The sequence below is a fragment of the Paracholeplasma morum genome (assembly GCF_016907055.1).
Taxonomy (GTDB): Bacteria; Bacillota_I; Bacilli_A; order Acholeplasmatales; family UBA5453; genus Paracholeplasma; species Paracholeplasma morum.
In genome coordinates this window covers 60,478-74,899 of sequence record NZ_JAFBBG010000001.1, presented here as the reverse complement: position 1 = coordinate 74,899, position 14,422 = coordinate 60,478, and the positions used below count along the sequence as shown (strand labels likewise).

General features: G+C 34.6%; 18 protein-coding genes. 15 read left to right on the top strand and 3 right to left on the bottom strand.

Going from position 1 to position 14,422, the window contains the following annotated elements; genetic code table 11:
* Positions 1-111: 111 nt before the first annotated feature.
* The 14 genes from cysK to JN09_RS00310 all read left to right on the top strand — a co-directional run bounded on the left by cysK (position 112) and on the right by JN09_RS00310 (position 12,503).
* A complete protein-coding gene (gene cysK, locus JN09_RS00375) occupies positions 112-1,038 on the top strand; it encodes a cysteine synthase A (protein ID WP_204431815.1) in 927 nt (308 codons plus the stop codon).
* 2 nt (positions 1,039-1,040) lie between these two features.
* A complete protein-coding gene (gene epsC / locus JN09_RS00370) occupies positions 1,041-1,670 on the top strand; it encodes a serine O-acetyltransferase EpsC (protein WP_204431814.1) in 630 nt (209 codons plus the stop codon).
* Between the two features lie 115 nt (positions 1,671-1,785).
* On the top strand, positions 1,786-2,742 hold the full coding sequence (locus tag JN09_RS00365) for an ABC transporter permease (protein ID WP_204431813.1): 957 nt from the start codon (positions 1,786-1,788) through the stop codon (positions 2,740-2,742).
* Positions 2,732-3,709: an iron chelate uptake ABC transporter family permease subunit gene (locus JN09_RS00360; RefSeq protein ID WP_204431812.1), complete on the top strand. Its 978-nt coding sequence runs from the start codon at positions 2,732-2,734 to the stop codon at positions 3,707-3,709. The genes JN09_RS00365 and JN09_RS00360 overlap by 11 nt, the downstream gene beginning before the upstream one ends.
* Entirely contained in the window at positions 3,706-4,485 is a 780-nt protein-coding gene (locus JN09_RS00355) for an iron ABC transporter ATP-binding protein (protein WP_204431811.1), read from the top strand. Before JN09_RS00360 ends, JN09_RS00355 begins: the two co-directional genes overlap by 4 nt.
* Positions 4,482-5,483 carry a siderophore ABC transporter substrate-binding protein gene (locus JN09_RS00350; protein WP_204431810.1) on the top strand — a complete coding sequence of 334 codons (1,002 nt, stop codon included), beginning with the start codon at positions 4,482-4,484 and terminating at the stop codon, positions 5,481-5,483. The genes JN09_RS00355 and JN09_RS00350 overlap by 4 nt, the downstream gene beginning before the upstream one ends.
* Before the next feature lie 63 nt (positions 5,484-5,546).
* Positions 5,547-5,771: a preprotein translocase subunit SecG gene (gene secG, locus JN09_RS00345; RefSeq protein ID WP_204431809.1), complete on the top strand. Its 225-nt coding sequence runs from the start codon at positions 5,547-5,549 to the stop codon at positions 5,769-5,771.
* Positions 5,772-5,924: 153 nt separating this feature from the next.
* Positions 5,925-6,578: a hypothetical protein gene (locus tag JN09_RS00340; protein WP_204431808.1), complete on the top strand. Its 654-nt coding sequence runs from the start codon at positions 5,925-5,927 to the stop codon at positions 6,576-6,578.
* Positions 6,579-6,684: 106 nt separating this feature from the next.
* Positions 6,685-7,134: a YceD family protein gene (locus JN09_RS00335; RefSeq protein WP_204431807.1), complete on the top strand. Its 450-nt coding sequence runs from the start codon at positions 6,685-6,687 to the stop codon at positions 7,132-7,134.
* A gap of 11 nt (positions 7,135-7,145) precedes the next feature.
* Positions 7,146-7,331, top strand: coding sequence for a 50S ribosomal protein L32 (gene rpmF, locus JN09_RS00330; protein ID WP_204431806.1), 186 nt, complete (start codon positions 7,146-7,148; stop codon positions 7,329-7,331).
* Positions 7,332-7,470: 139 nt separating this feature from the next.
* On the top strand, positions 7,471-9,447 hold the full coding sequence (locus JN09_RS00325) for an LTA synthase family protein (RefSeq protein WP_204431805.1): 1,977 nt from the start codon (positions 7,471-7,473) through the stop codon (positions 9,445-9,447).
* Positions 9,437-10,345 carry a 16S rRNA (cytosine(1402)-N(4))-methyltransferase RsmH gene (rsmH, locus tag JN09_RS00320; RefSeq protein ID WP_373422795.1) on the top strand — a complete coding sequence of 303 codons (909 nt, stop codon included), beginning with the start codon at positions 9,437-9,439 and terminating at the stop codon, positions 10,343-10,345. The genes JN09_RS00325 and rsmH overlap by 11 nt, the downstream gene beginning before the upstream one ends.
* The gene (locus JN09_RS00315; protein WP_204431803.1) at positions 10,345-11,424 is read left to right on the top strand and encodes a phospholipase D-like domain-containing protein; all 1,080 of its coding nucleotides are present in this window, start codon (positions 10,345-10,347) and stop codon (positions 11,422-11,424) included. The genes rsmH and JN09_RS00315 overlap by 1 nt, the downstream gene beginning before the upstream one ends.
* A gap of 59 nt (positions 11,425-11,483) precedes the next feature.
* Positions 11,484-12,503, top strand: a complete 1,020-nt coding sequence (locus JN09_RS00310; protein ID WP_204431802.1) for a DUF2804 domain-containing protein — start codon at positions 11,484-11,486, stop codon at positions 12,501-12,503.
* A gap of 59 nt (positions 12,504-12,562) precedes the next feature.
* On the opposite strand, the gene JN09_RS00305 is transcribed toward JN09_RS00310, so the two are convergent.
* The 3 genes from JN09_RS00305 to JN09_RS00295 all read right to left on the bottom strand — a co-directional run bounded on the left by JN09_RS00305 (position 12,563) and on the right by JN09_RS00295 (position 13,759).
* On the bottom strand, positions 12,563-12,988 hold the full coding sequence (locus JN09_RS00305) for a Fur family transcriptional regulator (protein ID WP_204431801.1): 426 nt from the start codon (positions 12,986-12,988) through the stop codon (positions 12,563-12,565).
* A complete protein-coding gene (locus JN09_RS00300; RefSeq protein WP_204431800.1) occupies positions 12,989-13,189 on the bottom strand; it encodes a hypothetical protein in 201 nt (66 codons plus the stop codon).
* A 90-nt stretch (positions 13,190-13,279) separates the two neighbouring features.
* Complete coding sequence (locus JN09_RS00295) at positions 13,280-13,759, bottom strand: 1-acyl-sn-glycerol-3-phosphate acyltransferase (RefSeq protein ID WP_204431799.1); 480 nt, start codon at positions 13,757-13,759, stop codon at positions 13,280-13,282.
* 104 nt (positions 13,760-13,863) lie between these two features.
* Here JN09_RS00295 and JN09_RS00290 point away from each other — a divergent pair, with 104 nt between their 5' ends.
* On the top strand, positions 13,864-14,421 hold the full coding sequence (locus JN09_RS00290) for a nicotinate-nicotinamide nucleotide adenylyltransferase (protein WP_204431798.1): 558 nt from the start codon (positions 13,864-13,866) through the stop codon (positions 14,419-14,421).
* The last annotated feature ends 1 nt before the right edge of the window (position 14,422 follow it).

The window sequence follows — 14,422 nt, the reverse complement described above, 5'->3', positions numbered from 1 at the left end:
ATTATAATCAAAATAGTCAAAAGTCGCCATCCATATACAAGGCTTTATAGTTCATTAAGATTGAAATTAATTCATAAAACATATAAAATAGTATCGAGATGAGGTATCCTTATGAAAATAGCAAATAGTTATGCTGACTTAGTCGGCAACACGCCTTTAGTCAGATTGAATAGATTAGAAAAAGTACTAGGATTGGATGTTGAACTGGTTGCCAAAATAGAAAAATACAATCCGCTTTCCTCTGTCAAAGACCGCTTGGCGAAAGCGATGATTGAAGACTTAGAAAGAAGAAACTTACTAACTAAAGATACAGTGATCGTTGAACCTACTTCAGGTAACACTGGGATTGGTTTGGCATTTATTTGTGCATCAAAAGGCATTCCTCTAAAAATCATTATGCCTGAAAGTGTATCTAAAGAACGTCTCTTGACAATAAAAGCACTGGGAGCAGAAGTTATACTAACAGAGGGTTCAAAAGGGATGAAGGGGTCAATTATGCTTGCGGAAAAGCTATTGTCTGAAAATCCTAATTACATCATGCCTCAACAATTTAAAAACTTAGCCAATGCAGAAATGCATAGAAGAACCACTGCAGTAGAAATTCTAAATGACACTGACCAAAAAGTTGACATATTCGTTGCTGGTGTTGGTACTGGTGGTACCATCACAGGAGTTGGAGAAGTGTTAAAGAAGACATTAAAGAATGTTAGAATCGTCGCAGTAGAACCAAAAGATTCTAGTGTTTTATCTGGTAATGCCCCAGGAAGTCATAAAATCCAAGGTATTGGCGCTGGGTTTGTGCCTGATGTCCTTAATGTTAATGTCATCGATGAAATCGTTCAAATCACAAATGAAGAGGCCATAGAAATGACAAAACTCGTTGCACGTATTGAAGGTCTTTTTGTAGGCATTTCATCTGGTGCAGCATTAGCTGCATGTGAGAAATTAGCTAAGACAGGATTATATTCGAATAAACGTATTGTAGTATTGTTACCGGATTCTGGGGAAAGATATCTCTCAACAGGGATATTTGAATAATTATGTTCTTCAAACAACTGAGATTAACCATAAATGCAGCTAAACGAAATGATCCTTCTGCACCAACCAAACTCACGATACTCTTATCCTATCCAGGCATACATGCTTTAATGTTTCATCGGGTAGCACATTTCTTTTATAGAATTAAATGGACAGGTTTTGCAAGAATCATTTCAAACATCGGAAGAACATTTACAAATATCGATATCCATCCGGGTGCGAAAATAGGAAAAGGGTTATTTATAGATCATGGTGCCGGTGTAGTCATTGGACAAACAGCAGTGATTAAAGATAATGTAGTATTGTTTCATGGGGTTACATTAGGGAGCAATTCAACTGCTTCAAGTGGAAAAAGACATCCCAATGTTGGCAATAACGTTAAGATTTATGCCAATAGTACATTGGTTGGAAACATCAATATTGGCGATGACTCTGTGATTGGTGCCAACACAATGGTCAAGCAAGACATTCCTCCAAAAAGTGTGGTTGTAGGGAATCCTATGAGATTCATTTCAATTGATGGCAATAGGGTATACGACACAGCTTGTGAATGTGAAATAATGCGTCAAGAACTTCAAACACTGAAGGAAAGACTTGAAGAATTGGAAAAGTACAAAACATCAGAAAAATGATGTTTTTTCTTTATTTAAACGCGAAAAACACCCTATTTATAATGTTTATCATATCTTTTGAACTGACCCCCCTTTAAAAATATAATGAGTATGTAAAACATAAGGTGGGTTGTAGATGAAAAAGAGAGTATGGTTAATAATCGCTTTCATAGTTCTAATCATTGCCTCAATTTCAATAGGGGTTGCGAATATAACAATTATAGATATTATCCAACTAGATAAAGAGGCTTGGTTCTTAATCTGGACGTCAAGAGTACCTAGAACTGTGTCGATTATCGTTACAGCAGTTGGGCTTTCTTTAAGTGGCTTAATATTGCAAACAATTAGTAAAAATAAGTTCATTTCACCTTCAGTAGTGGGGGTTACCGATTCTGCTCAATTAGGTTTACTAGTAGCCTATTTATTCTTGGGTAGTTTGAGTATGACTTCAAAGTTACTGTTCGCATTCATGTTTGCAGTCATCGGAAGTTTTGTTTTCATAACGATTCTTCAGAAGATTAAGTTTAAGAATGATATTTATGTGCCTTTAATAGGGATGATGTTTGGGTCAATCATATCGGCAATCGTATCCTTTATTGCATTTCAATTTAATGCAACTCAATTCATTGATACGATTGGTCTCGGGAGCTTTACAACAAAGATCTCAGGAAACAATGAATTGCTATACATCGCGATTATTCCGATTATTGTTGCATTCATCTACATGGTTCAGTTTAACATCGTAGGTATGGGCGAAGATTTCGCAAAAAACTTAGGTGTTAAATATAAACAAACGATGATGATTGGATTGTTAATCATCTCATTGGTGACAGCCTCCATTTATGTTGTCGTAGGTTCCATTCCATTTATTGGATTAGTAGTACCTAACTTGGTTTCAATCTACTATGGTGACAACGTTAAGAAGACCTCATGGGATGTCGTATTATTCGGGAGTGTGTTTGTTTTATTTGCAGACATCATTTCTAGGATACTTATCTTCCCATATGAGATCCCAGTATCCCTAACCATGGGTGTCATTGGTAGCATCGTTTTCCTATACCTAATCTATAGGAGGGTTAACTATGCAAAGTAGACATATAAAACCTATCACGATTATAAGTATTATCGCGTTATCTGCTGTCTTACTTTACTTGTTTTACTGGTTAGCTGGTGTAGATGTCATTACGGTCGGTCAGTTGACCAGAGGCCTATCCAGACGTTTTTCACGAGTAGTAGCAATGATTATTGTTGCCATTACAATGGGCATAACCGGACTTGTATTTCAGACACTAACACACAACCGAGTATTAACCCCAAGTGTCATTGGATTTGATTCAACGTTTATCCTCTCTCAAACCTTAATCGTATTTGTGTTTGGGTCTCAAACGATCTTAATCGCAAATGCTTATTATAACTTCATACTGTCTACCGCCTTAATGGTGGGAACATCTATGTTGTTATATGGGTTTGTCCTTAGAAAGGGTAAGAACAATCTAGCCTTGTTATTATTGGTTGGAATGGTATTTAGAACATTAATGGGAAGTTTAACTTCCTTCTTAAATAGAGTCATTGATCCAGAGGATTTCTTAGTAGTTACTTCAAGAACAATGCCTTCATTGACCAACATGAACACAGACATCTTGTGGTTGGTTGCACTACCAGTTATGGTCATTACACTCTTATTCATGATTAAAGATTTGAAATACTTCGATGTTATGAATTTAGGGGAAGACCAAGCAAAAAGTCTTGGAATAGATTACTTAAAGATGATGAACAAGAGTTTGATTCTAATCTCGATATTGATTAGTGTCTCAACCGCACTCGTGGGTCCATTAATGTTTCTAGGATTACTCAGTGTGAATTTAGCAAGAGAAATCCTTAAAACCGATTACCACAAACCAATATTCTTTGTCTCATCTTTACTGGGGATTGTATTCTTAGTATTAGGACAATTCGTATTACAAGTATTTAAGCTTAACACATCACTATCAGTACTAATTAATTTAGTCGGTGGTATCTATATGATTATCATTTTGATAAAAGGAGATAAAAAGTCATGATTGAGATTAAAAATGTATCTAAAAAATATGGCAACCTCGTCGTTTTGGACGACATTAATATTTCGATTAAAGAACGCGCTGTTACAGCATTAATCGGTCCTAACGGGGCAGGCAAATCTACTTTATTAGGGGTTTTATCCAAACTCTTAACCCCAGATCAAGGTGAAGTCTATTTAGATGAGGTTAACATCAATAAAATAAAACCGAATCAGTTTGCAAAAGCAATAGCAATCCTCAAGCAAACCAACCAAATTCAAGTGAACTTAACGGTTCGAGAATTGGTTTCATTCGGAAGGTGGCCACACTCAAAAGGCAATCTAACTAAAGAAGATGAACTTAAAATCGATGAAGCAATTAAGTTCTTAAGATTAAAAGAAGTCGAAAATAAAAACATCAACCAATTGTCTGGTGGTCAAAAACAACGTGCTTATATCGCAATGATTGTTGCGCAAGACACTAAGTATGTCTTATTAGATGAACCGCTTAATAACCTTGACATGAGGTATTCAGTGGATATGATGCTTATATTACAAGATCTAGTACAAAAATTAGGAAAAACCGTCATGATTGTTTTACATGACATTAACTTTGCAGCTACTTTCTCTGATCATATAATCGCGATGAAAGATGGCAAAATCATTAAAGAAGGTACCCCAGATGAAATCATGGATAAAGGCGTATTAGACTATGTATTCGACCATGAATTCTGCATTGCAGGGGTTAACGGAAAGAAATATTGTATATACTACCAAGGAGAACCAGAAGAAGCTATATGAAAAAACTATTTTTAGCAATTGCACTAGTATTTAGTGTATCTATATTAACAGCATGCACCATTGTTGGTGATGATGAAGCTTATCCAGAAACTGTATCGATTACTCAAGTAATCACAAAAGCTGAGGTTAGAAATGACCCGAATGCAACCACAGAAACCATCACTGAAGTGATTCCAACCAATCCTAAAAAGGTTGCAATTTTTGATTTTGGTGCATTAGACATTCTAGATTTTATTGGACTTGAAGCCCTTGGAATTGAAAAAATTGCAATCGTAAAATCCAATGTCCCAGCATACTTATCAAAATACAACACAGATTCTGTAACAAACGCAGGCACACTGTTTGAACCAAGTTTTGATGACCTGGATTTATTCAGCCCAGATTTAGTAATTATCTCTAGTAGAAGCAGTTGGAGCTATAACAGCTTGAAAAAAGAACTTGGCAATGTTGCAGTCCTTAATGTGGCAGTAGATAACACTGATTACCTAAAATCTGTTAAGGCAACACTTGCAAACTTCAAACTGATTTTTGGTGGACACGATAAGTTCGATGAAATGGCAGAAACGCTAGATACCAAAACAAGTGAAGTTAAGGCAAAAGCTATTGAAAGTGGATTTAAGTCTTTAATCCTAATGACCAACGGAGATGACATTTCTGGCTATGGAATTGGCTCTAGATTCGGATTTATCCATAATGAACTTAGCTTCCAAGCAGCAGATCCAAACTTTGGTAATGCTGATGCCAACGCTCATGGCGACAATGTATCATTTGAATATGTTCAAACATTAAATCCAGATGTGATTTTCGTTGTAGATAGATCACAAGCAACTGGTGGAGAAGCATCCATTGGTGTTTTGGATAATGATCTCGTCAAGTCTACGAATGCCTACAAGAATTCTAGAATAATTAATTTAGATTCAGTGAGCTGGTATATCGTATCAGGAGGGTACCAATCTACCCTTACAATGATCAACGACGCAGATAAGTTATTTAGTTAGTTTATCTCGTTGACAAAAGCAGTATTTATTGTTACAATAAAGTGTATTTTAGGAGGTTTTCACATGAATTTTGCGGATTATATTGTTTTAGTGCTAGGGCTATTTTTAATTGTTTCAGTAGCGCTACAATCATCTCAAGACAACGTTGCATCAGCCTTCAGTGGTGAAAAATCAGAACTCTTTAAGAACTCTAAAGCAAGAGGCGTTGAATTATTCTTAATGCGCTTCACTGCTATTACATCTATTCTTTTTGTAGCAATGATTGTTGTTTCGATTTTAACACACTAACCCAAGCTATCAATCATTTAAAGCCACTCCATTTGAAAGTGGCTTTTTTTCTGTAAATTATCGAAAACAGAGCCATTTTCACAATGTGATTAATTGACTACCGGGTCATCTATTGATACAATAAGAGTAGATTTAGTGGAAGGGGAGACGGTTATGGGTCTTACCAGAAAAGAAAAGAAAGCTCAAAAACTCCTAATTGAGAAGGAAAGACATGAAATTGCCGAAAGACATCGTTTCATGAAGAAGTACTTTAATAAACGCATGGAGGGTGCATCTAAGTTTGATTCATTTGTAGAAAAAGACTATGAAAATGCTGTTCAAAGAGCATTGGAAACGCTTGGGCTACAAGCAGAACACACAAATGAGTTTAGCCCGCTTGTGATTTCCATGCCAGAAGCTTTTTATAAGGGACTTAAGCTTAGATTCAAACTCGGGAAAAAACAGGATAAAATCCGCTATAACCATTCAAGATTAACGGTTCTGTTGTTTGGAGAACAACAACTCTTCTATTATCAAACGCTTGTTAACCATGAAGAAAACTTGTTTTCGGATGATCATGCAGTAGAAGTACCTTATCAGACAATCGTATCTGTTGAAACTCAGTCAACTAGATTTATGACTAAAAAGTCATTCCATCATTTGATTGATCTAAAACTGAATTTAGTTAACAACCAAACGATTGTTGTGAGACTAAAAGACATCATTAAAAAAGAAACAGAACTTAAAAAGGGTGTCAGCATTCAAAAAGATACACAAAAAGTTCTTTCAGACATCTTAGAGTTTCTAAGAATGAAACGCGGATTATAGTTTACTTTTGGCCTCTATTTAGAGGTCTTTATTCTTGAAAGGACAGTTATTGTTTTTGATTGACTTTCAAAATAAAACCATGTATAATTAAACAGCTGGTGATAATATGATTTACACACTTGATAAGCTCAAAAATGAATGTTCTTTGAATGGTATAGACGTTAAATTGGATTTTAAAGACCGTTTAGTCGATCAAACCATACTTTATGACATCAATCCTGTTCAAGTAACAGGCACTGTGTCATTTTTAACGCAAAGAAATATTCTATTTAAATTTGAAGTAAGTACAAAAGTGATATTACCATGCGCATTGACACTTAAACCAGTACCATACGATTTAAGTTTCACTATAGAAGAGGATGTTTCAGACGAATTAGAATCTGAATATCGAATCGTTAATGATAAAGTTGATTTAGCAGAAATTGTTTGGGGCGCATTGATATGCGAAATTCCACTCAAGGTTTATGCGGATGATGCTGATCTAACCGAGTTCGAAGAAGAACCTAAAGTGAATGAAGTATTTGCTCAACTTAAAGACCATTTTAACAATAAATAGGAGGTGTGAAAATGGCAGTTCCCTTTCGCCGCACGTCTAAGACTGCAAAAAGAAAACGTCGTACACACTACAAACTAAGCAAACCTACTTTAGTGGTAGACCCACAAACGGGTGACTTAGTATTACCTCACAGAGTTTCTCCAATTACTGGTGAATACAAAGGTAAAAAAGTAGTTAACGTCAAAGAAGCTGAATAAGCTTTAAAGAAGGATGCCAAGAGGCATCTTTTTCTTTATACTTATGTATAACTTTTTTCCTATTTTTTCCTTTTTCTTTACAAATCCTTTATAAAGGATTATGATATACTTGTATAAATATGAGATTTGAGGTATTTTTATGAAGCGATTAAGTGGTAATGCAATTATCATATTAACTATAATTTCATTTATTGTGTTGTTGATGTTGAATAGACTCATGGTAACAGCACAAATGTTCAATCCAGGAATGAATCTTTATAATGAAGATTTTTTGGTTTCGCTCAATGCTTCCTTAGGTGATTTAGGCGTGCTGATTCTCCTGATTGTCATTGCCTATTTGTTTAGTAAACGTAAAGCTACTTTTGTTACAACCGTTTCAATTATGGGAATCGCATTATCTGTAGTCGTATTCTCTTTAAAAATATATTCATTCTATTACGGAACTGCCTTCTCATTCTTTAATGCGAGAACCTTCTCGAATAGTGCACCAGTATTGGGTCAACAATTGACTATTCATTTATGGCGAAATCTATTTAGAATGAAACAGTACATTGCGATTATTCCAGCGTTCTTTTTCTTGTATATCATTGTGTTTGTATGGACCAAAAGACCATTTAAGGAATCTAAGTACCTAAACAAGAACTTGAAAATGAATATAAAGATGATGAATGTTTTTCTATTAAGTTTGATGATGGTTGGTGTTTCTCAACTGTCCTATCAAAACATCATCAAATCTTCATTTTATGAAGAAAATAGAGTAGCCTTAAAAGGGGTTCAAACCATGGGCCTTTACAACTACTACATTAACGACTTACTAAGCTACACACTAGGATCAGGCGAACCTGTCATTGACGAAGAATCTGATCTCGCGATAGAAATCGAAGACTTTATTACAAACGTTAAGTCAGAGTGCCCACTCAATTTTTTAGATGAAACTACCTGCAATAATCCAGATTTTAAGGGTTTATTTGAAGGGAAGAACCTCGTTTTATTACAACTTGAATCATTGAATGATTTTGTTTTAAATCTCGAAGTGGGTATTGAAGAGGAGACTTATGAAATCACACCATTTTTAAATAGTTTAATACGTGACAATAGCACCCTTTACTACGATAACTTTTACTCTCAAATTGGAGTCGGTAAGACAAGTGACGCTGAATTTGCGACACTTACTGGTATGAGTGCTACTGGTCAAATTGTGACCTATTTTGATTACATCGCCAATAATTTTGAGACACTCCCAAGATTGTTTTCGGAAAAAGGCTATGAAACCTATGCAATGAACGGTTCTACTGAAACCTTCTATAAGCGTAGGGAGAATTATGCTACGTTCGGATTTAACGAAAATAACTTTGCAGGTATGGAAGTGCTTCTAGATAAAGGGTATTACAATCCTGAAACCGAAACCATTAATGGTTGGGTTGATGATACTGTTATATTTGAATACTTAATTGACACGCTTCAAAAAGATGAACTGCAATTTATATTTGCCTTAACAACCATTCTACATACACCTTATTTTGATTTTGAAGGTATTACAGGTATAAACCCTTGGGAAGCAGTATTAAAGGGCGATTTAGCGAACTACTTGGATTATGCAAAACGAACCGATGACACGCTAAAGGCTTTGTTTGAAACACTTCAATCATTGAACCTTCTTGAAGAAACTGTGTTTGTATTGTATGGTGATCATACCGCAGGATTAACCATGTATGATTTAAATCAAATTTATCCTGATCTTACTCATATAGACTATCAAAAGTTATCGCACAATGTACCATTTATGATTTATGCACCAGGAATGGATTTGAAATCTATAGATGTGGATACCTCATTGGTAAGAGGACAAACAGACACCAAAAGAACGCTTGCTAATCTGTTTAACTTAAACGAAAATTATCATTTTGGCGTAGACATCTTATCAAGCGATAAAACATTTGCCTATAACCCAATGACACTAGACTTGTTTACAGATGATTATCACTTAATTCTTCCATCGAGATGGATTGATAATGAGCTTTATACAGACCGAATTGAAGAAATATCAAACGCATTTTATGATTATAAGAGAATGAACGATGCGATATTGAAATATCGATATTTCGATGAGAAATAATATGAAACACTACTCAGTATTACTAAAAGAAACTATTGAATCACTCAATATTAAAAAAGATGGCATCTACGTGGACGCAACCCTTGGGGGTGGCGGTCATTCAGAAGCCATTTTATCACGTCTTGATGGCGGTCATTTGTATGGGTTTGATCAAGATATATTCGCCATCAACCAAGCGAAGAAAAGACTAGAAAGATTTAACAATTTTACCGCAATTAACCGTAACTTTGAATTCATAGAAGAAGAACTTATTAAATTGGGTATCACCAAAATTGATGGCATTATTATGGACTTAGGGATGTCTTCATTTCAAATAGATGATGGTTCAAGGGGATTCTCTTATATGCAAGACGCTCGTCTTGATATGAGAATGAACCAAGATGCTAAAAAGAGTGCTTACGACATCGTAAATACATATTCTTTAGATGAACTTACATATATTTTCAAAGTATATGGAGAAGAAGATTTTGCCAGACCGATTGCGAAGAAAATCATTGAACTTAGACCATTAAATACCACTTTTGATTTGGTTAAGATTACCGATCAATATAAGTACCTTCAAAAGTCTCATTCAGCTAAACAGGTCTTTCAAGCATTGAGAATCGCAGTTAATGATGAACTAGGCGTTCTTGAAAGAACCTTGCCCAAAATCATTAATATGCTTAACAAAGATGGCGTAATATCTGTCATAACCTTCCATAGTTTAGAAGATAGACTGATTAAACACTTCTTTAAAGAGTATAGCGAACTCAAAGTCCCAAAAGGCGTACCGATTTTATCAAATCAATTGGCGCCACTTAGACTTTATAATCGTAAACCAATCCTTCCTAGTGAAGAGGAACTTAAGGAGAATAGTCGCTCTTTATCAGCAAAACTAAGAGCTGCTATTAAGAACTAATGGAACTAATTAAAAGCGGACACGAAGCCTTTATTAGAGCTTCCAAACTTATCGATGAAGCAACTCACACAATCGAAATCCAAATGTTTATTTGGAGAGATGATAACATTGGTAATGTGGTTTTAGAACATGTATACCAGGCTTTAAATCGTGGTGTAAAAGTCATCATTAAGAAAGATGAGTACGGTTCGATATTCGAGAAATCGGAAGAAAACAAACAAAGTCTTTTTCATAAACAGAAAAACAGAAAACTTTCACCACTTATCAGAGGAATTGATTGGATGTATTCTGATAAAAGAAAACCAAAAGGGTACAATCAAAATCCCAACCCATTATTAGATAAAGTCCTTAATCACCCGAACTTAACCCTTAATCAAAGTGTCTTGAAAGACCATACCAAATACTATATTATTGATGACAGAATCCTATTTATGGGTGGTGTTAACATTGAGGATAAAGAAGATGGTAAAGATATTCAGGGAAGAGTCTATAAAGATTATATGGTTCAAATCGAAGATGAAGCCTTTATTGTGTATTTTAAGGAAAGATTAAACGGAAAAGCTTTTGATTCAACTAGAGTACTTGAGGTTGTAACAAACGCACATGAACCTGAGGCGAGCATTCTAATCCCAAAAATGTTTAATCAAGCAGAGTCAAAGATTGTTATGCATATGGCCTATTTTGGAGCAAAGACGTCAACTAAAGCAATTTTGAATGCACTTAAAAAGGGCATTAAAGTGGAAATATTGACTTCCAAGGTTTCCAATCTTCAAACCCACTTCAACTTAATGTTGTTGAAAAAACTCTATCGAAAAGGGGCATTCATTTACCTTTATGAAGGGTTGGTTCATGCAAAAGCAATGGTTGTAGATGATACTTTTATTGTTGGATCTACGAACTTAAATAACGCTGCATTTTATAAATTAGGGGAATGTTCTTTAGTGATTAAAGATCAAACCGTGGTCGATGATTTTTTAGATGAACATAAGAAAATGGTGGCAAAATCCACCACAATAACTCATTATTCTGATATAAAATATAGTAAAATTCTGGCTTTGTTGGAAAAATTAGTTAGTTAAGAAACACGAACTGTGTTTCTTTTTTCTTCTATGATATACTAGACTTAAGAGGTGTTACTATGGAACAAGAGGTTAGATTGACCAAAGGCATGTTACTTGATGAAAATGGTGAACTGATTGAAAAAGGCTATAATGAAGACCTAATCCGTACCTATGATAAAAAGGATGTAAATGTCAAGGGTCTAAGACTTAAGGAATGGGACTATTACTACATCGGCAACAACAAACATGGGGTTGCATTAACGGTTGCGGATAACAGTTATATGTGGCTTGCTTCTGTAACCGTACTCGATTTTGAGAAAAAGACCTACCATACATTTTCTAAAATGGGCATACCATTTAAGAAACTCAACTTACCAAACAGTTCTAAAATGGGGGATTTGGTTTTTACTAGAAAAGGCTTCTCATTTAAGTTTTTACATGAAAACGGGCATCGTAGGTTATTAGTCGACGTGAACAAGTTTCAAGGATCTAAGTTTAGTCTAGATGTCGTACTAAAAGAAAACCCGAACACATCCATTGTGATTGCTACGCCATTCGATAAACCAAAACATTTCTACTATAATCATAAGATTAACCTAATGACAGTAGAAGGTTCATTTAGAATCGGAACATCCATATACCCATTAGACAATGCTTATGGGACATTGGACTGGGGAAGAGGGGTATGGACCTATAAGAATACTTGGTATTGGTCAAGTGCTTCGGGTACACAAAATGGCAAACCAATTGGCTTTAACTTAGGCTATGGCTTTGGCGATACAAAAAACGCATCTGAAAACATGTTTTACTATGATTCGATAAACTATAAATTCCAAGATATCGAGTTTGTTATTCCGAAGGATTCAGGCAAAGACAAATTTATGATGCCATGGGTTCTTAAGTCAAAAACAGAAGATATATATTTGGACTTCTCACCTGTAGTGGATAGGAACTCAAACTCGAATGTATTGGTTATCAAGTCGATTCAACACCAGGTATTTGGGTATTTTAATGGATATTTTATATTACCTAGTGGGACAAAAGTAGAAGTGAATAATTTATTTGGATTTGCTGAAAAAGTTGTTAATAACTGGTAAAAAAAACCGCTATAGAACGTCCTTATTCAGTCAAGGGCAGTCATATAGCGGTTTGTTTTTTAGTATGTTTTCTTTTTTCTTGCACCAATAGTAATGCGAATGTAGTCTAAATGTAAATCTTTCAGTTCGGGAATTTGCTTGATATAATCAAATATATCAGTGTTGTTAATCTCAGTAATCTTATTGGTATCTTTTACAACAACGTGAACATGGCTGTCTGCATTGTGCATAGGATTATCAATAGCTAGGTCATAATACTTTGTGTCGTTAATGTATAACTCAACTACTATTTTTTGTTCAATTAAAAAATCAAGGTTGTTGTAGATTGTAGAAATATTTGTAAATCCCTTTTTAGCCAAGGCATTTTGAATTTCTTTAAATGTTAGATGGTTATTTTCTAACACATCAATCATTGCTCTTCGGCTATTGGTAATGCGTAAATTATTTTTACGTAATTTATTAAAATAGCTCTCGCGTGAGTCCATTTAATCGCCTCCTAGGTAATCACTGTTTGCATTAAAGTATGATTTCATCATTTCATATAAAACGTCTGTATTATAAGATAATGTTTCATATTTAGTTTCTTTTTGAACCAATGTATAGGGTTCTAAAATATGCAAATGAACACATGGTTTCTTTTTTAAGAGTTTGAATAGACCTTTTGGCTTCTTAAAAACGAATACCATAGGTATTATATCAACATTCGCATTGAATGCAAAACGAAATGCACCTTTTTTGAAAGGTCTAATGTGATCACAGTATGGTCTAAGTGACGCTCAAGGAAAAACAGCCACCATCGAGTTGTGATGAAGCCTATCGTTTAATTGCTCCTGGAAGCGTATGAGTTGATCTTTTGTATCCGGAATTGGCGCACCACCAACAAGATAAAAGAGCTTTCCAACAAATGGAAGTCCGAGATTGGTTTTAAGCATGGTGAAGTATAAACGTTTTGGCCAAAAGTATGAACCTAGTAAGAATGCGTCAAATTGGTGTACGTGATTAGAGACAATCACAGCACCTTTTTTCTTATGTTTTTTATAGTTTTCTTTATGTTTCACTCTAAAACCAATGAAGAAGAACCCATAAATGTAGACAAAAAGAATCTTAATTATTAAAACCAAGATTTTTGATAGTATTTTTCTATGGAGTTTTTGACCAAAATAATCGAAATTTTCGTCTAAAGTAACAGGTTTTGCTTCTATCGTTTTAAACGTATGTTCATTTTCATCTGGTTTTTGATTTGGTTCATTTATCATTGGTTACCTCTAGGGTGTTAGATTTATCTTTATTATAGCACAAATATTAAGTCTACTTAAGATAATTATATCTATAGATATGATATAATTGTTTTGGTGATGATATGATAATAATCTATGGTGGATCGTTTAATCCCCCAACTAAAGCTCATAAGACAATTAAAGATTATTTAATGAAAAAATACTCACCATCTCTGTTTATATTCTTGCCAGTAGGCAATAAGTATCCTAAATCGGGTTTGGTTAGTTATGAGCACCGAAAAGCGATGCTAAAACTGATTAGTGAGGAAACTAGTGTTGTTGTCTCAGACTTTGAACAGACAGAGACATTTACTGGAACAGTATCGGCATTGGATCACTTCTCCAAGTTATACAATGAGGAGGTTTTCTTCGTATTAGGCGCTGATAATCTAAAAAACATCGGAACTTGGATAGAAAACGATCGTTTAATCTCTACTTATCGATTTATTGCGATTGATCGTGATCATCAAATTAAAGATATGATTAAAGACCTTAATTTGCCTTTAGAAAGGTTCAGTATTGAAAACTTAGATTTAAAAGAAAAATCATCTAGATTCAGAGAGAATCCAAAAGAAAACACACAAGAACTTGATGAAAGTGTCTTAAACTATATCAAAAAACATCATCTATATGAGGTATAAA

Excerpts from the sequence above, each read along its gene's own strand:
- epsC (WP_204431814.1), top strand. The coding sequence starts at position 1,041 with ATGTTCTTCAAACAACTGAGATTAACCATAAATGCAGCTAAACGAAAT.
- JN09_RS00355 (WP_204431811.1), top strand. The coding sequence starts at position 3,706 with ATGATTGAGATTAAAAATGTATCTAAAAAATATGGCAACCTCGTCGTT.
- JN09_RS00300 (WP_204431800.1), bottom strand. The coding sequence starts at position 13,189 with ATGGTATTCGTTTTTAAGAAGCCAAAAGGTCTATTCAAACTCTTAAAA.
- JN09_RS00295 (WP_204431799.1), bottom strand. The coding sequence starts at position 13,759 with ATGATAAATGAACCAAATCAAAAACCAGATGAAAATGAACATACGTTT.
- secG (WP_204431809.1), top strand. The coding sequence starts at position 5,547 with ATGAATTTTGCGGATTATATTGTTTTAGTGCTAGGGCTATTTTTAATT.
- JN09_RS00335 (WP_204431807.1), top strand. The coding sequence starts at position 6,685 with ATGATTTACACACTTGATAAGCTCAAAAATGAATGTTCTTTGAATGGT.
- JN09_RS00365 (WP_204431813.1), top strand. The coding sequence starts at position 1,786 with ATGAAAAAGAGAGTATGGTTAATAATCGCTTTCATAGTTCTAATCATT.
- JN09_RS00325 (WP_204431805.1), top strand. The coding sequence starts at position 7,471 with ATGAAGCGATTAAGTGGTAATGCAATTATCATATTAACTATAATTTCA.
- cysK (WP_204431815.1), top strand. The coding sequence starts at position 112 with ATGAAAATAGCAAATAGTTATGCTGACTTAGTCGGCAACACGCCTTTA.
- JN09_RS00360 (WP_204431812.1), top strand. The coding sequence starts at position 2,732 with ATGCAAAGTAGACATATAAAACCTATCACGATTATAAGTATTATCGCG.
- rsmH (WP_373422795.1), top strand. The coding sequence starts at position 9,437 with ATGAGAAATAATATGAAACACTACTCAGTATTACTAAAAGAAACTATT.
- JN09_RS00290 (WP_204431798.1), top strand. The coding sequence starts at position 13,864 with ATGATAATAATCTATGGTGGATCGTTTAATCCCCCAACTAAAGCTCAT.
- rpmF (WP_204431806.1), top strand. The coding sequence starts at position 7,146 with ATGGCAGTTCCCTTTCGCCGCACGTCTAAGACTGCAAAAAGAAAACGT.
- JN09_RS00310 (WP_204431802.1), top strand. The coding sequence starts at position 11,484 with ATGGAACAAGAGGTTAGATTGACCAAAGGCATGTTACTTGATGAAAAT.
- JN09_RS00315 (WP_204431803.1), top strand. The coding sequence starts at position 10,345 with ATGGAACTAATTAAAAGCGGACACGAAGCCTTTATTAGAGCTTCCAAA.
- JN09_RS00340 (WP_204431808.1), top strand. The coding sequence starts at position 5,925 with ATGGGTCTTACCAGAAAAGAAAAGAAAGCTCAAAAACTCCTAATTGAG.
- JN09_RS00350 (WP_204431810.1), top strand. The coding sequence starts at position 4,482 with ATGAAAAAACTATTTTTAGCAATTGCACTAGTATTTAGTGTATCTATA.
- JN09_RS00305 (WP_204431801.1), bottom strand. The coding sequence starts at position 12,988 with ATGGACTCACGCGAGAGCTATTTTAATAAATTACGTAAAAATAATTTA.